Below are 14,843 nucleotides of genomic sequence, written 5' to 3'. Positions count from 1 at the left end.
GGTGCCCAGAGGCGGAATCGAACCACCGACACGCGGATTTTCAATCCGCTGCTCTACCGACTGAGCTATCTGGGCAAGGTGTAACTGAGTTGTAAATTCGACGCTAATGCTAGGAAAAGAAGCGAATATATGAAGTGGTGCCCAGAGGCGGAATCGAACCACCGACACGCGGATTTTCAATCCGCTGCTCTACCGACTGAGCTATCTGGGCAATCATTAACAACGGGGCGTATTAAACGAATTTTAGCCTTTATCGTCAACCTATTTTTTCAAAAAAAATCATCTAATTCAATCTGTTAGCCGTCTGTAGACCGTGAATTTAGGATTGTCTAGTCAATAGCGTCTTTAATGATGAAGTATTGTCCAGTTCAGAGATAGCTAATAATTTCTAAGGATTCGGTACGTCACCTAGGTTTCACAGCGCCTTGCATTAGCTTTCTTCGGGAATATAGCCATCAGCCTGATCGTAATTGTCACCGCGCATATAGGCTTTAAGTTGCTCTGTGAGGTAGCCCCGATGTTCTTTATCCATTAGGTTAAGACGCTTTTCATTGATTAATCGAGTCTGATGCTGAAGCCAGCCATCCCAAGCTTCCTGAGAGATTGTCTCGTAAAGCTCTTTACCTAGTGCACCAGGCATCGGCGGTCTAACTAATCCGGGCAATTCACGTTGTAATTTTTGGCAGTGTATTAGTCTACTCATTTGCTTATCGGAGCCTCCGCTAACAGCGTGCTGAGAATTCGCTCCACAGGGCGAGCGATACCTACTTGTGCAGGAAAAGCTGGATCATACCAAACCCCGCTACTTTCAGCTACTTGCTGGGGCTCGTGGATACTCACTAGCAGTGGCTTCATGAGCAACTTAAAATGACTGAAAATGTGCTCGATACTGGCAAGCTCGGTTGCGTTGAGCTTCGCTGAGCTGCCAAAGGGAAGGGATTCAAGCTCATCGGGATGGCTAATTTCCGGGAAGCAATGAAGCCCTCCCCATATTCCAGTGGATGGGCGCTTTTCTAGCCAAATAGCGCCATCCTGACGTTGGAAGAGCACCGGGTAGGTTTCCCGTGTGGGTGATTGTTTCTTAACTTTTTTATTCGGATAGTCCGTTTGCCTGAGCTGCTGGCGAGCAAGGCAATGGTCTTTAACGGGGCAGGTATCGCAGTCCGGCTTCGAGCGTGAACAGGTGGTTGCGCCTAAGTCCATAATGGCCTGGGTATAATCGTTGCAGCGAGTCTTTGGCGTGGTTGCTTCGGCAAGTGACCAAAGTAACTTTTCAGTTGCCCTGATACTAGGATGTCCTTCAACCGCGAATACTCGACACAAAACACGTTTGACGTTGCCATCCAAAATCGCTGCATGCTGGCCTTGGGCAATACTCGCAATGGCACCTGCGGTAGAACGACCAATTCCGGGAAGTTCGCTTAGCGCTTCAACACCAATAGGAAATTCGCCTTGGTGTTGGCTACACACTAATTCAGCACAGCGGTGCAGATTCCTAGCGCGAGCGTAGTAACCCAGACCACTCCAGAGGTGAAGAACGTGATCAATGGGGGCGGCAGCGAGTTCTTCCACGGTAGGAAACTCTGCTAGGAACTTGAGGTAGTAGGGGATAACAGTTTTCACCTGCGTCTGCTGTAGCATGATCTCAGAGAGCCAGACCCGATAGGCGGTTTTATTTTGTTGCCACGGGAGGTCTTTGCGACCCACCTCGTCATACCACGACAAAACGGAACGGGAGAAGCTGTTTGCCTGCTCGCTAGAGATTACTGTTGACATATGTTTGCGCTGAATTATTAATTGAGTGAACGAGCCTAACAGAGGCAACGAAAAACTTTAAAAAGTTTTTCATTAAGGTGATCTTTTTAGGTGCTGACGGCGAACAAAGCTCGGGCCAATTTGTTACTCGATTGTACATACAATTGAGGCATACTAATTACAATACATTTGACTACTTCAAACTGATGCATAGGTTATAATTGCTCAGTCGACACGGGAGATGACTCATGCAGCGCAGCGCAACGGTTACGCGTAATACGAAAGAAACTCAGATTGAAGTTGAACTCAATATTGATGGAACTGGCCAAGCCGATTTAGACACCGGCGTGCCTTTCCTAGACCACATGTTAGATCAAATAGCTCGCCACGGTTTGTTTGACCTGCGAGTAAAGACGGTAGGTGATACCTATATAGATGATCATCACTCGGTTGAAGACACCGGTATTACGCTGGGTCAAGCACTGTCAGAAGCAGTCGGAAATAAAGTGGGTATTACTCGCTTTGGTCACAGCTATGTTCCCTTGGACGAGTCATTATCACGTGTCGTTATCGATTTTTCCGGACGTCCAGGATTGTTTTTGAATGCCGAATTCACCCGAGGTGCTATTGGCCGCTTTGATACGCAATTAGTTTGGGAGTTCTTTCAGGGCTTCGTGAACCACGCTAACGTAACGCTGCACATTGATAACCTCAAAGGCAAAAACGCCCATCACCAGGTAGAAAGTATTTTTAAAGCGTTTGGTAAAGCCTTGAGAATGGCTCTGACCGCCGATGCACGTCAGGCAGGTCAACTTCCCTCTACCAAAGGTGCTTTGTAAATAGCTATGCAACGAATTGCAGTCATTGACTATGGAATGGGCAACTTACACTCTGCGGCAAAGGCCTTGAGCGCGGTGGCTCCGAATGATGAAGTCATAGTAACTCACGATAGTGCGTTAATTAGTTCGGCGGATCGAATTGTCTTCCCTGGTGTGGGGGCAATCGGCGACTGTATGGCGGCCATTAAACATCACGGCGTAGACAAAATACTCGGCTCTGCATGGAAGAATAAGCCAATTCTAGCTATCTGCGTGGGGATGCAAGCGCTATTCAATCACTCAGATGAGAGCGGTGGCGTTGATTGTCTAGGGCTCTTGGATGGTTCGGTTAACTTTTTCGACCGCTACCCATCCGTGAGCGAAGCCGGACTAAAGGTTCCTCACATGGGTTGGAATAAGGTTAAGCAGATGCCACACCCTCTATGGGACGGTATTGATGACTTGGCTAGATTCTACTTTGTTCATAGTTATTTTGTTCATGCGCAGGATCAAAACTTAGTGGTTGGGCAGACCGAATATGGCGAGGTGTGTGATGTGGCAGTAGCGACGGACAATGTGTTTGCTGCCCAATTTCATCCTGAAAAAAGTGGTTCAGATGGCCTCAAGCTATTAAGTAATTTTGTAAATTGGAGTGTTTAAGTGTTAGTTATCCCCGCAATTGATTTGAAGGACGGCGCCTGTGTTCGTCTACTTCAGGGACGAATGGAAGATGCGACCGTATTTTCAGATGATCCGTTGGCAACGGCGACACGATGGGTGGACGAAGGTTGTCGCAGACTGCACTTGGTGGACTTAAATGGCGCCTTTGAAGGTAAGCCGGTTAACCATGACGCAATTACCTCCATCGCTAGTGCTTACCCAAAGTTACCGATTCAGATTGGCGGTGGTATTCGCGACTTAAAGACAATTGAAGCCTATTTAAAAGCCGGCGTTAGCTACGCCATCATTGGCACGCAAGCCGTGGTAGATCCCGATTTCGTTACTCAAGCCTGTAAAGAGTTTGCCGGTCACATAATTGTTGGCTTGGATGCAAAGGACGGCTGGGTGGCAACGGACGGCTGGGCGAAGACTTCCAACGTGAAGGCAACGGATCTCGCTAAAAGATTCCGAGATGATGGCGTTGATTCAATTGTCTATACGGATATCGCAAGAGATGGAATGATGCAGGGTGTCAATATCGAACAGACGGCTGCTATGGCCGATGTGGGTATTCCTGTTATCGCCTCAGGCGGCGTAAGTCATATCGACGATATCCAAGCTATTCTGAATCGCAATCACAGCGGCATTGTGGGCGCTATTTCAGGGCGAGCAATTTACGAAGATAAGTTGAATCTCCGTGCTGCTCAGAAGCTCTGTGATGAGTTCAAATAATGGCGCTAGCTAAACGAATTATTCCCTGTTTAGATGTTGAGAACGGCCGAGTAGTAAAGGGCGTAAACTTCGTAGGCATCCGCGATGCGGGTTGCCCTATTGAAATCGCACGACGTTATAACGAAGAGGGTGCCGATGAAATCACCTTTTTGGACATTACCGCTACCCATGAAGCGCGCGATACCACCTATAAAACCGTGGAAACGATTGCCGGCGAAGTATTTATTCCGTTGACTGTGGGTGGTGGGGTTCGAACCGTTGAAGATATTCGCCGCTTGCTTAATAGCGGAGCCGATAAAGTGAGTATCAATTCCGCCGCCATAAAAAATCCCGACTTGGTAGATAATGCGTCGGCGAAATATGGTGTCCAGTGTATTGTCGTTGCGATTGATGCGAAACGAGTGCCTAGCCCAGATGGTCAATTGAAGTGGGAGATCTTTACCCATGGCGGCCGCAAAGCTACCGGAATTGACGCGCTATGGTGGGCAGAGCATATGGCTGAACGAGGAGCGGGTGAGCTACTCGTTACCAGTATGGATAGAGATGGCACTCGAGATGGGTTCGATCTGCCATTGATGAAGGCCATTAACTCACGTGTGAACGTGCCGACCATTGCATCGGGAGGTGTAGGTAGTCTTCAGCATTTAGTGGATGGCGTTCTTGAGGGCGGTTCCGATGCGGTGCTTGCCGCGAGTATCTTCCATTTTGGCGACTATCGAATTGAAGAGGCGAAACGAGCGTTAGCGGACGCAGGTATCGAAGTTCGCCTCTAATTGCTGTTGGGAATACTTACAGTAATCTATCTAGGATCCCTCACTTGTAACAGCGTGCCACTACGCCGACTTTTAGCGTTTGGATCATTAGTTGTTGTAGTGGCATATCTGTATAACAATTATACGATTTTCTACCATGCTGTAGGTTCGGAGGTGAACCTATGACTCAGCTATATTTTGTTTCCCAGAATGACGATTCAATATTGTGGGCTAATCGCAAGCTACGTGCGCTAGGCTTTGACGATAATCAGATAGAACTCTACCGAACACCGAACAACCCTCAAGCGTCGCTCAACAGCTTTCTTCACAGCTACTGGTTCCGTTACGGTTTTGCAGGCTTAGCTGTTGGTTTGATACTTAGTGCATTGCTCTATGCAATTCTCCCCAGTGCCTTCCTAGCTACGGTAGGGTGGGGTTTCTTTATTCCGATAGCGGTGTTAATTATTGGCTTAGCAACTTGGGAAGGGTCCTTCATCGGAGTACAGAAGTCATTTCAGACCGTTCAGCGATTGAGCTCTGCACTGACCAAAGGGTATGAGGTGGTAGGAGTCGACATTGAGGAACGAGATATTGCCGCGGTCATTTCAGCCATGGACGACCGCAACGATATTAAGCTGTTGTGATTAAGCGTTACGCCGCTCGGCCAGGGCCAAACCACTTCGAAAACTGTTTGGGGCTGGTCGCAGCAAAACTCAAGTAATCATCAAGGCCTTCGCGAGCTGCTTCAAAGCTATCGAACGGGCCGATGTTTACATCTTCGCGAGTGCGGAAGAACCAGAAATCGTCCTGGACGTAAAAGCGACTAGGTACCGCTACCAATTTAGACATTACAAATCCCTCTATCTTAAGATCACACTTCATGCGTGATAGATGTCTGTGTTACGCAAAGTGTAGTCAGTTGACTTGTTTTAAATTGTGAAGCGCGTCACAAAAGTAAACATTTTTGATTTACTCGCGTGGTGAAACGTTTTTTTTTTTAAATGCTACCCCAAGCTTAGAAAGCTGTGAAGACTTTCTGCAGGTCTTCGGAACTAGGCACTGCGCGATGAAGCGAGTGCACTGTCCCGACCACAGTGGTCCTAACCCTCTGTTGGCGGTAGGCTCGCCGCAGAATTTATTATCATTCCCTGCATGATATTCAGCGCGCTGAACAGTTGGTTGTCCTGTTTGAATAGTGAGGTAGCGGTCTCAGTTGTTGAATCATTCAATCGTTCTCGCTCTCCGTAGTCCTCTTGCCCCTCACCATTTGCTAGATGGCCACTAAGATCTGCCTCAGATGGCCAGAGGTTTCGAGGTTGTACGGCTTCCACTCGGGCGCGCTCAACGACAACGTCTGGCAGGATTCCATAAGCTTGGATAGAGCGTCCCTTCGGCGTAAAGAAGAGTGCGGTAGTGAGTTTAACGGCGGTGGTTTCACTGATTGGCACCACCGTTTGCATTGAGCCTTTGCCGAAGCTGCGAGTGCCCACTAATAATGCACGGTTATAATCCTGTAATGCACCGGCGACAATCTCCGACGCCGAGGCCGAACCCTCATTAATGAGGATAATTAAAGGTCGCCCGTCAATCTGATCTGGCGTTGAGCCTTCTAAACGAAGTTGGTTTTCCGTCATCTGACCTTCGGTATAAACGATTAGACTTGGAGGAAGAAAAAGATCGGCCATATCCCTTGCGGCGTTAACAACGCCACCGGGGTTATTACGAAGATCTAAGATGACTCCGGCTACCGACTCTTCCAAAAGTGAAGTAATCGCCGCGTTGACTTCGCTCCCCGAATCTTCTTGAAATTGACTGACACGGATGTAGCCAATGTTATCTCGGAAAACCTGATGTCTAACACTAGGCACGCTAATCCGTGCTCGCTCGATAGTCACCTCCACTAGGCCATCCGAGCCCTCACGAATAATCTGTAGTGTGACCGTGGAGCCCGGTTCGCCACTCAGTGCATCAATAGCTTCCTCAACCCCAAGTTCGCGAACCGTTTCATCATTTATCTGGACAATTAAATCGCCTGCCTGAATGCCGGCCTTATCGGCAGGGGTCTCGTCGATGGGAGTGATGACTCGAACACCGGACCCTTCGCCTACAATCTCTACGCCAATACCTCCGTAGCCACCTTCCGAGCTATTGCGCAGGTCCACGAAATCATCGGCGTCTAAATAGCTAGAATGAGGGTCGAGATTACTAAGTAGTCCCTTAATGGCATTCTCCAGCATGGTTTTGTCGTCGAGTTCGCTGACGTAATTAACCCTTATTTGCTCGTATATTGCCGTGAACCTTCTCAGTTCTTCCATGGGAAATTCGGCTGCTACTTCTCCCTCGGCAAGCATATCGGTTGAGGGTTCCTCGGCGAGAACGGTTTGACAGGCGAGGAGCGCAAGTAAGACGGTGATCATGCGATTCATAGTGAAATTCCTAGTTTGAAAGCCACCTTTGTGGGTTAATGGCTTTACCATTGTGTCTGATCTCAAAGTAGAGCGCGGTTTCATCTAAGCCGCCACTATTACCAATAGTAGCTATGATTTCGCCAGCTTCTACCCATTCGCCAACGGAACGCAATAGACTTTGATTATGCGCATACAGGGTAAGGTAGCCATCGCCATGATCGAGCGCGATGAGGAGCCCCTGCCCACTTAACCAATTAGCGTAGACAACTCGGCCATAGGCCACTGCGGAAACGTCATCTCCCATACGGGCTAAAAATCTATGTCCCTGCCATTTGATAGAGCCTTGGCGGGTTTGACCGAAACGATCGATCACACTACCGGCAACGGGGTTGGGCAGTTTGCCCTGTAATTCAGCAAATGGAATACGCGAGGCAGGTGGCTGTAACGATGCGATCGCTCGCGAGAGCTCTCGGACTACCTGCTCAAGTTGAGCTCGCTCTGCGCTTAACTGTTCTAGTTGAGTGCCTGAAGCGGATATTCTCTGCGCGAGTTCAGCACGGCTTCGCTCGCGTTGAGCTTGACCCACTCTGAGTTCCGTCAAGCCATTAGTGGCTTCGCTTCTACGTTGGCTGACCTCGGATAAATTTCGAATTCGCTGGCGTTCAATCTCCTGTAACTCCGTCAATTCGTTTTGATAGCTTAAAAACGCTTCTTGCTGCGCCGCATTGAGGATTTCGAAATGAGTTACTTGACGTTGTTGTGCGGCCGGGTCGGCGGATAAGAGTGCAGCAAGGCCGTTACTATTTCGATTACGCCAAGCCTGTTGGAAGATACTCGCCATTTCGAGCTCGGTTTGGCGAAGTCGCTCCTGAGCAGTCCTTTGAGTATCGAGGATTTCATCTAGCGCTTGTTGGGCACTATTGAGACTAGCCGAAAGGCTACGTAGCTGAACCGCTAAACGGCTGACGGCTCGCTCGTCTTCAGCGAGCTTTAATTCAAGTTCACCGAGAGAACCTCGATCAGCTTGGAGTGCTTCTTGAAGTTGTGTTATATGACGGTCTAGTTCGGCCAATTCGGCCTGCTCATCGTCGGAATCCGCCCAATTAGATGAAGCGCCGAGTACGCTTAAGCAGACAAGGAATATCAATGATCGCATAGTTGGATTGAGCTTTTATTAAGATACCTTAATGTACCGCACTCTGCGCTGCTTTGTCAGTGCCCAAGGGAAACAAATCCTTGCATTGAATACTTCTCCGCTGCCCGTTATAGTGCGTGTTCTAGATAAGTAGCGCCTTAAAGTTGGCGCTACAGCCTTTTCGATAGTTTGGAGTGTTATTCACGTGGATCATTTTTTTATCTTCATTAGTCAGCAGTGGATGCTGGTCAGTGCCTTGATGGTGTTGATATATCTGTTTGCAATGAACGAGCGTAACCGCGGTGGAACGCTGATTAATCATCACCAACTCACTACTCTGGTTAATTCGCGCGATGCGGTTGTTGTGGACTTGCGAGACAAGAAGGAGCGTAAAGCGGGCTTTATCGTTGATTCCAAACATATCACCTTTAGTCAATTTGACGCGAAAATGTCGGAGTTAGAGTCGGACAAAGACAAGCCAATTATCTTAGTCGATAAGATGGGCCAACACACTGGTAGTATCGGTAACAAGATGAAAAAAGCAGGCTTTGAGGTATTTCGACTTAATGGCGGTATCGCAGAATGGAAAAATTCGAATTTACCGCTAGTAAAGGGTTGAAACTGAATTAAGGTGCCCCCATATCTTTTAATAGAGAATGGAAAAATTGCTTTCCCGCAACGTTAAGCCTGAAGATTGGCAGCTGGAAAAGTAGCGCTCGATTCGAGTAGGGACCTCTAGGAAGCGAAGTGACTTATTTAAATTAAAGTGACTTGCCCCAATCGTAGACTCACCCATTGGTGGATAAATACAATAATCGACATGAGTCGAATTTAAGAGAGTTAGGTAATTATCATGGCAGACAATGAGAACACAGTAGCGGTAAACCCAGAAGCTACTGGATCAGAAGCACCTCAGCAGCAGTTCGTTATGCAGCGTATTTACGTCAAAGACATTTCCTTTGAAGCCCCGCAGGGCGCTGAGGCGTTTAAAAAGCAGTGGCAACCCGCTATCAAGCAGGACATCAACACCGCGTCGACTAAGCTTGATGAGAAGAATCACGAAGTTGTGTTGACCTTGACAGTGACTGCAGAGCTTGACGACGAGACGGTATTCCTGATCGAAATCAAACAGGCAGGTATCTTCTTCATTGATGGCTTAGAAGGTGTTCAGCTGGCGCAGACATTGGGTGCGGTATGCCCGAACATTTTGTTCCCGTACGCCCGTGAAGCTATTGATAGTATGGCGGTTCGCGGTTCGTTCCCGCCCGTACAGTTGCCGCCAATTAACTTTGATGGTCTGTTCCAGCAGGCAGTGGCGCAGAGAGCAGCCCAGGCTCAGGCCGAAGCGCAAGCCGCTCCAGAGCAATAACTCTTATTGCTAACTAAAAAAGCCCAGCATTGCTGGGCTTTTTTTATCCATATAGGCTGCTAAGGGTTATGAACGCAGCTCGGCGAGTTTACGTGTCAGGGTATTACGTCCCCACCCAATAAGCTCAGCAGCTTCAACTTTTCTCCCATCGGTAGCCACAAGTGCTTGGTCAATTAACGCTTTCTCTACCGCGCTGACATAGACTTTGGATAGCTGACGTTTTCCTTCTCCTAGATCTTTCCGAATTGCAGCAGTCAGTAAGTCTTGCCACTGCTGACCACCCGTTACCACCTTAGGTAAGGTGTCTTGACCAGTGAGCTCAGGAGGAAGGTCATTTAAGTGTACCTCTCTTCCAGGTGCCATCACCGTAATCCATCGACAGGTATTCTCAAGCTGTCTTACATTTCCACTCCACGGAAGTTGCTCCAGAAATGCAGCGGTTTCAGGGAGTAAAGCTTTGCACTCCGTCTGCAGTTCCTGCGACGCCTGTTGGAGAAAGTGATCGGCAAGTGCAGGGATATCACTCGCTCGATCTGACAGCTTAGGGATGTGGACGCGGATAACATTGAGGCGATGGAATAAATCCTCGCGAAATTGATTTTCAATCACCAATTTTTCTAAGTCCTGATGAGTGGCGGCAATAATGCGGACATCTACGTTGACAGGCTGGTGGCCCCCCACGCGGTAAAACTCGCCATCGGCTAAAACCCTTAGCAAGCGAGTTTGTGTATCGGCCGGCATATCGCCAATTTCGTCGAGAAATAGGGTGCCGCCATTAGCCTGTTCAAAGCGACCCTTACGCTGGCTCTGAGCTCCCGTGAACGCACCTTTTTCATGGCCGAAAAGCTCTGATTCAATCAGATCGTGTGGAATAGCGGCCATATTAAGTGCAATGAATGGCGCCTCGCGACGAGGTGAATGTCGATGTAAGGCTTTCGCCACTAATTCTTTGCCAGTGCCCGATTCGCCGTTGATGAGCACAGTAATATTCGATTTCGCCAGTCGACCGATAGCGCGAAATACCTCCTGCATTGCCGGTGCTTCACCGATGATTTCCTTGGCTGCTGCGGATTCGTTTGTAGAGCTCGTCTGTTGATGTTCCTTCGCCACCGAGAGGGCGCGTTTGACCATCGCTACGGATTCATCTAGGTCGAAGGGTTTAGGTAAGTAATCAAAGGCACCGCCCTCGTAGGACGAGACAGCCGAATCAAGGTCCGAGTGGGCGGTCATAATGATTACTGGAATATTTGGATGATGCTCGTTAACGAGCCCCAAGAGTCCTAAGCCATCGGTGCCAGGCATACGGATATCGGAAATAATCACGGCCGGAAGCGAGCTATCTAGAGCGTTGAGCGCATCGTCGGCACTAGCGAAGCTCTTGGTGCTAATGTCGGCTGCACTAAGTGATTTCTCAAGTACCCAGCGAATTGATTTGTCGTCATCAACGATCCAAACGGTTTCTTTAGACATGATCATCCTCAAGCGGTAGGTAAATTAGAAAGTGGGTGTCGCCAGGAACGCTACGGTATTCGATCGTTCCGTTATGCTGGTGAATAATTGATTGGGTAATGGACAAACCAAGTCCGCTGCCCTGAGCCGAGCCACTTACCATTGGGAAGAAGAGCGTTTCCTTCAGTGCCTCCGGCACGCCAGGGCCGCAGTCAGAGATATCGATGCAGACCATCATTTGCGCATGCTTTGAATCTATGCGGTGACGTTTAATAACTCGAGTCTTAAGTTTAATTTCGGCTTCGGGGGTCTTAGCACTAATCATTGCCTCTGCAGCATTTCCCAATAAATTGAGCAGCGCTTGAATTAATTGCTCCTTATCAACGGAGATGTCTGGGATACTTGGATCATAATCGCGAGTAATCTGAAGCTTATCCTCGTGCTCGGAGCTAATTATTCCGAGAGTGCGCTCTAATAACTCATGTAAGTTAAGCAATTCAAACTCCGGCGGACGGCGGGGACCGAGCATCCTATCAACAAGATTCCTTAGTCGATTTGCTTCCTCAATAATAATATTGGAGTACTCATGCAGATCAGTGTCATCGTAGCGTCGTTCAAGGAGTTGCGCGGCACCGATGATTCCACCCAAGGGGTTTTTAATTTCATGGGCCATACCTCGAATGATGGAGCGGCTCGTAGCATGGGCTGCCTGCATGGCCTCTTCTTTGGAGATCTTCAGCCAACGATCAATCTTTTCGACTTCTATAAGCAGCTCGGTACTCGAGCCGTTACTTAGCGGTGTAATGGTGTAGTCCACGACACATGAATCGCCAGTCATAAGAAGCGACCATTCAGCGGCCCGTTGAGAAATGACCTGAAGACTATTAACTGAGGTGCCGAGCTGCCTTTCTAAAGGAATGGAGCTTTCGATTACTAGCGGGAGGGCTATATTATCAATGCGAGTGTTCGCCAATCCAATCAGCATTTCGGCAGCTGGGTTAAGAAACTTTATGTTGAGTTCGTCATCTAAAATAATGACGGCAACATTCAGATTCTCAACTAAATGTCTGTAAAAATTAGACTGCTGCTGAATCACAACGTCGGCCTCTAAGAAAAGATAACTGTACTCAAGCAAGAACCGTGCACATTTTAACGGCGGTGTTTAGGCGGCTGCAGAAGGTACTAAGTCAACATTATGCACCAATTTGGTGCGTAAAGCATCTAGAGTAATCAAATTAGAGGACTTAGCCGCGAAGAGGTTTCCTTGGGGGAAGGTTGAGGTTACTAAACGAATACCTCTGAAGAAACAGCAAGGTCTACATGCCGTTAGTTGGAAGCGTGGTGATACGACGGCTGGCTCGCTTTACGTGAACCGTTACCGCAATCGCGGTGGCGAGAACATTGCCTTCGGTATCAATGGCTTCGGCGGTTAGCACTAATTCGCCACGATAGAGTTGTTCAAGCACAAAATTAGTTTGATTTCCCTGGGCGATCGGCGTGCCGTTAGCGAGAAGTCGGTACGTAGTATCAACTGGTGCGCTTGGCGTTAAGGCTAAATTAACCGAGAGTGTTTCCTGGCCCATTGGGACGGTGGAGTCATGCGCGGGACTCGTAATTGCTAAATTGTAGGCAACAGGTTCATCGCTGGGGCTACCATGTGGATCGTTAGTTGGGCTGTCAATGGCAGTGGTTGATTCGCCAGGTGTAGCTGGATTGTGAACCACAACATCTACTCGTTCAGCGCCTTCCACGGGAGTATCGGAGTACACAACGTTGCCATTGGCATCTCGGTACTTGTAAACGTCTGCAGACGCTGTGGCGACAGATACAGTGCAGAAAGTGACAATAAGTAGCAGGTACCATGCGCGAATCATGAGCTCATCTTCCTTAGGTGGTGGTAGGACTATTGGTATAGTTTGAGCCCAGAATCATCATATGTCGAGTATTTGCTACTCACTTTGGGTGAGCGCTTTATCACAGGCGAAAAAAAACGAGGCCATTTGGCCTCGTTTTTCTTGATCTCAGTAGAATTAAACTGAGTAGTACATGTCGAACTCAACAGGGTGAGGAGTCATCGCTAGGCGAGTAACTTCTTCATTCTTAAGCTCGATAAATGCATCGATCATGTCGTTGGTGAATACTCCACCGGCGGTCAAGAATTCACGATCAGCGTCAAGCGCAGCGAGCGCTTCGTCGAAGCTGCCAGCAACCGTTGGGTAAGCAGCCGCTTCTTCTGGTGGTAGGTCGTAAAGATCTTTGTCAGCCGCTTCGCCAGGGTGGATCTTGTTCTTAATGCCGTCAAGGCCTGCCATTAACATGGCAGAGAACATTAGATATGGGTTAGCTGTCGGGTCACCGAAACGAACTTCTACGCGCTTGCCCTTAGGGCTAGGTACGAATGGGATACGAATTGATGCAGAGCGGTTACGCGCTGAGTAAGCAAGCATAACAGGTGCTTCGAAGCCCGGTACAAGACGCTTGTATGAGTTCGTTGAGGCGTTAGCGAAAGCGTTAAGCGCTTTAGCGTGCTTAATGATACCGCCAATGTAGTAAAGCGCAGTCTCAGAAAGACCAGCGTACTCGTCACCAGCGAACTGGTTAACACCGTCTTTAGAGAATGACTGGTGTAGGTGCATACCAGAACCGTTGTCACCGACAACTGGCTTAGGCATGAAAGTAGCAGTCTTACCGTAAGCATGAGCAACGTTGTGAACACAGTACTTAAGCATCTGAACTTCGTCAGCCTTACGGACTAGTGTGTTAAAGCGAATACCGATTTCACACTGACCAGCCGTGCCAACTTCGTGGTGGTGTACTTCAACTTCTAGGCCCATAGCGGTCATTGCTGAACACATTGCTGCACGGATGTCGTGTAGTGAATCAACCGGAGCTACTGGAAAGTAACCGCCTTTCACGCCAGGACGGTGACCCATGTTGCCACCTTCGTAGTTCTTGCCGCTGTTCCAGGCCGCTTCTTCTGATTCAATCTCGTAGAAACAACCGCTCATGCTGTCGTTCCAGCGGATGCCGTCAAATACGAAGAACTCTGGCTCTGGGCCGAAGTATGCTGTGTCGCCAAGGCCGGTGCTCTCGAGGTAAGCTTCAGCGCGCTTTGCAACAGAACGTGGATCGCGCTCGTAACCCTGTCCGGTGTTAGGCTCAACGATGTCACAACGGATGATCAGCGTAGGCTCATCAGTGAATGGGTCCATTACAGCAGAACTATCGTCAGGCATTAGGATCATGTCTGATTCGTTAATGCCTTTCCAGCCTGCAATTGAAGAGCCGTCGAACATTTTACCTTCTGAGAAGAAGTCTTCGTCCAGTTCAGTTACTGGGATTGATACGTGCTGTTCTTTACCGTGCGTATCCGTAAAGCGAAGATCGATCCAAGTTACGTCATGCTCTTTAATGAGACCTAAAGTGTTATCTGCCATAAATTCCTCCAAATGGATAAAGGCGAGCTAAGGTGAATGGATAAACTTAATACACCTTCTTTTCGGTTTATTTTCATATTGTTGCTTCGCATTAAAGCAATTAGTGTGCCAGTTATGATTAGTGCGCTATCTTACAGCGCTGAGCTCAATCGCCAAAATAGACCACCCTCATAACGCACCAAGTTGGTGCGCAATAAGTGTGCTTGGTTAGTATCGCAAGCACCAATTTGGTGCGTTGATAGGTATTTGGCGGCAACATGGATTCAAAGTGATATTTGTATCGCTTGCGCGTGTGCTTTGCGGGAGTTGGTCTTATAATTAGGGCATA

16 protein-coding genes and 2 tRNA genes are annotated in these 14,843 nt (G+C 48.4%); 7 read left to right on the top strand and 11 right to left on the bottom strand.

All coding sequences use genetic code 11. From position 1 onward, the window contains the following. Nucleotides 1-2: 2 nt before the first annotated feature. The 4 genes from Q0698_RS09000 to mutY all read right to left on the bottom strand — a co-directional run bounded on the left by Q0698_RS09000 (nt 3) and on the right by mutY (nt 1,776). Nucleotides 3-75 (bottom strand) — tRNA-Phe (locus Q0698_RS09000). A 60-nt stretch (nt 76-135) separates the two neighbouring features. Beyond that, a tRNA-Phe gene (locus Q0698_RS08995) sits at nt 136-211 on the bottom strand. A 219-nt stretch (nt 212-430) separates the two neighbouring features. Next, the gene (locus Q0698_RS08990) at nt 431-703 is read right to left on the bottom strand and encodes an oxidative damage protection protein (RefSeq protein ID WP_298635921.1); all 273 of its coding nucleotides are present in this window, start codon (nt 701-703) and stop codon (nt 431-433) included. Next, nucleotides 700-1,776: an A/G-specific adenine glycosylase gene (gene mutY, locus Q0698_RS08985; RefSeq protein ID WP_366140317.1), complete on the bottom strand. Its 1,077-nt coding sequence runs from the start codon at nt 1,774-1,776 to the stop codon at nt 700-702. Before mutY ends, Q0698_RS08990 begins: the two co-directional genes overlap by 4 nt. A 227-nt stretch (nt 1,777-2,003) precedes the next feature. On the opposite strand from mutY, the gene hisB reads away from it, so the two are divergent. The 5 genes from hisB to Q0698_RS08960 all read left to right on the top strand — a co-directional run bounded on the left by hisB (nt 2,004) and on the right by Q0698_RS08960 (nt 5,361). Beyond that, a complete protein-coding gene (gene hisB, locus Q0698_RS08980) occupies nt 2,004-2,594 on the top strand; it encodes an imidazoleglycerol-phosphate dehydratase HisB (RefSeq protein WP_298635919.1) in 591 nt (196 codons plus the stop codon). Between the two features lie 6 nt (nt 2,595-2,600). Continuing rightward, nucleotides 2,601-3,233 (top strand): imidazole glycerol phosphate synthase subunit HisH, encoded by a 633-nt coding sequence (hisH, locus tag Q0698_RS08975; RefSeq protein WP_298635918.1) that lies wholly within the window; start codon nt 2,601-2,603, stop codon nt 3,231-3,233. Further along, on the top strand, nt 3,234-3,965 hold the full coding sequence (hisA, locus tag Q0698_RS08970) for a 1-(5-phosphoribosyl)-5-[(5-phosphoribosylamino)methylideneamino]imidazole-4-carboxamide isomerase (RefSeq protein ID WP_298635916.1): 732 nt from the start codon (nt 3,234-3,236) through the stop codon (nt 3,963-3,965). Continuing rightward, the gene (gene hisF, locus Q0698_RS08965) at nt 3,965-4,738 is read left to right on the top strand and encodes an imidazole glycerol phosphate synthase subunit HisF (protein WP_298635914.1); all 774 of its coding nucleotides are present in this window, start codon (nt 3,965-3,967) and stop codon (nt 4,736-4,738) included. Before hisA ends, hisF begins: the two co-directional genes overlap by 1 nt. Before the next feature lie 161 nt (nt 4,739-4,899). Continuing rightward, nucleotides 4,900-5,361 (top strand): hypothetical protein, encoded by a 462-nt coding sequence (locus Q0698_RS08960; RefSeq protein WP_298635912.1) that lies wholly within the window; start codon nt 4,900-4,902, stop codon nt 5,359-5,361. Nucleotides 5,362-5,368: 7 nt separating this feature from the next. Here the strand turns inward: Q0698_RS08960 and Q0698_RS08955 are convergent, their stop codons facing one another. The 3 genes from Q0698_RS08955 to Q0698_RS08945 all read right to left on the bottom strand — a co-directional run bounded on the left by Q0698_RS08955 (nt 5,369) and on the right by Q0698_RS08945 (nt 8,281). Then, complete coding sequence (locus Q0698_RS08955; RefSeq protein WP_298635911.1) at nt 5,369-5,566, bottom strand: DUF6316 family protein; 198 nt, start codon at nt 5,564-5,566, stop codon at nt 5,369-5,371. Nucleotides 5,567-5,817: 251 nt separating this feature from the next. Next, nucleotides 5,818-7,143: a S41 family peptidase gene (locus Q0698_RS08950; RefSeq protein WP_298635909.1), complete on the bottom strand. Its 1,326-nt coding sequence runs from the start codon at nt 7,141-7,143 to the stop codon at nt 5,818-5,820. Nucleotides 7,144-7,153: 10 nt separating this feature from the next. After that, entirely contained in the window at nt 7,154-8,281 is a 1,128-nt protein-coding gene (locus Q0698_RS08945) for a peptidoglycan DD-metalloendopeptidase family protein (RefSeq protein WP_298635907.1), read from the bottom strand. Between the two features lie 184 nt (nt 8,282-8,465). Here Q0698_RS08945 and Q0698_RS08940 point away from each other — a divergent pair, with 184 nt between their 5' ends. Both Q0698_RS08940 and secB read left to right on the top strand, forming a co-directional pair. Further along, nucleotides 8,466-8,879 (top strand): rhodanese-like domain-containing protein, encoded by a 414-nt coding sequence (locus tag Q0698_RS08940; RefSeq protein ID WP_298635905.1) that lies wholly within the window; start codon nt 8,466-8,468, stop codon nt 8,877-8,879. Nucleotides 8,880-9,113: 234 nt separating this feature from the next. After that, complete coding sequence (secB, locus tag Q0698_RS08935) at nt 9,114-9,629, top strand: protein-export chaperone SecB (RefSeq protein ID WP_298635903.1); 516 nt, start codon at nt 9,114-9,116, stop codon at nt 9,627-9,629. A gap of 66 nt (nt 9,630-9,695) precedes the next feature. Here the strand turns inward: secB and ntrC are convergent, their stop codons facing one another. The 4 genes from ntrC to glnA all read right to left on the bottom strand — a co-directional run bounded on the left by ntrC (nt 9,696) and on the right by glnA (nt 14,515). Further along, nucleotides 9,696-11,099 carry a nitrogen regulation protein NR(I) gene (ntrC, locus tag Q0698_RS08930; protein WP_298635901.1) on the bottom strand — a complete coding sequence of 468 codons (1,404 nt, stop codon included), beginning with the start codon at nt 11,097-11,099 and terminating at the stop codon, nt 9,696-9,698. Beyond that, nucleotides 11,092-12,213 (bottom strand): nitrogen regulation protein NR(II), encoded by a 1,122-nt coding sequence (glnL, locus tag Q0698_RS08925; protein ID WP_298635899.1) that lies wholly within the window; start codon nt 12,211-12,213, stop codon nt 11,092-11,094. The genes ntrC and glnL overlap by 8 nt, the downstream gene beginning before the upstream one ends. Nucleotides 12,214-12,394: 181 nt before the next feature. After that, nucleotides 12,395-12,952: a DUF4124 domain-containing protein gene (locus Q0698_RS08920; protein WP_298635897.1), complete on the bottom strand. Its 558-nt coding sequence runs from the start codon at nt 12,950-12,952 to the stop codon at nt 12,395-12,397. Between the two features lie 156 nt (nt 12,953-13,108). Further along, nucleotides 13,109-14,515: a glutamate--ammonia ligase gene (gene glnA, locus Q0698_RS08915; RefSeq protein ID WP_298635895.1), complete on the bottom strand. Its 1,407-nt coding sequence runs from the start codon at nt 14,513-14,515 to the stop codon at nt 13,109-13,111. Between the last annotated feature and the right edge of the window lie 328 nt (nt 14,516-14,843).

The organism is uncultured Umboniibacter sp. (assembly GCF_947497555.1).
GTDB lineage: Bacteria > Pseudomonadota > Gammaproteobacteria > Pseudomonadales > DSM-25080 > Umboniibacter.
Note: the sequence above shows the minus strand (reverse complement) of the source record. Positions and strands in the feature narration are given on the sequence as shown.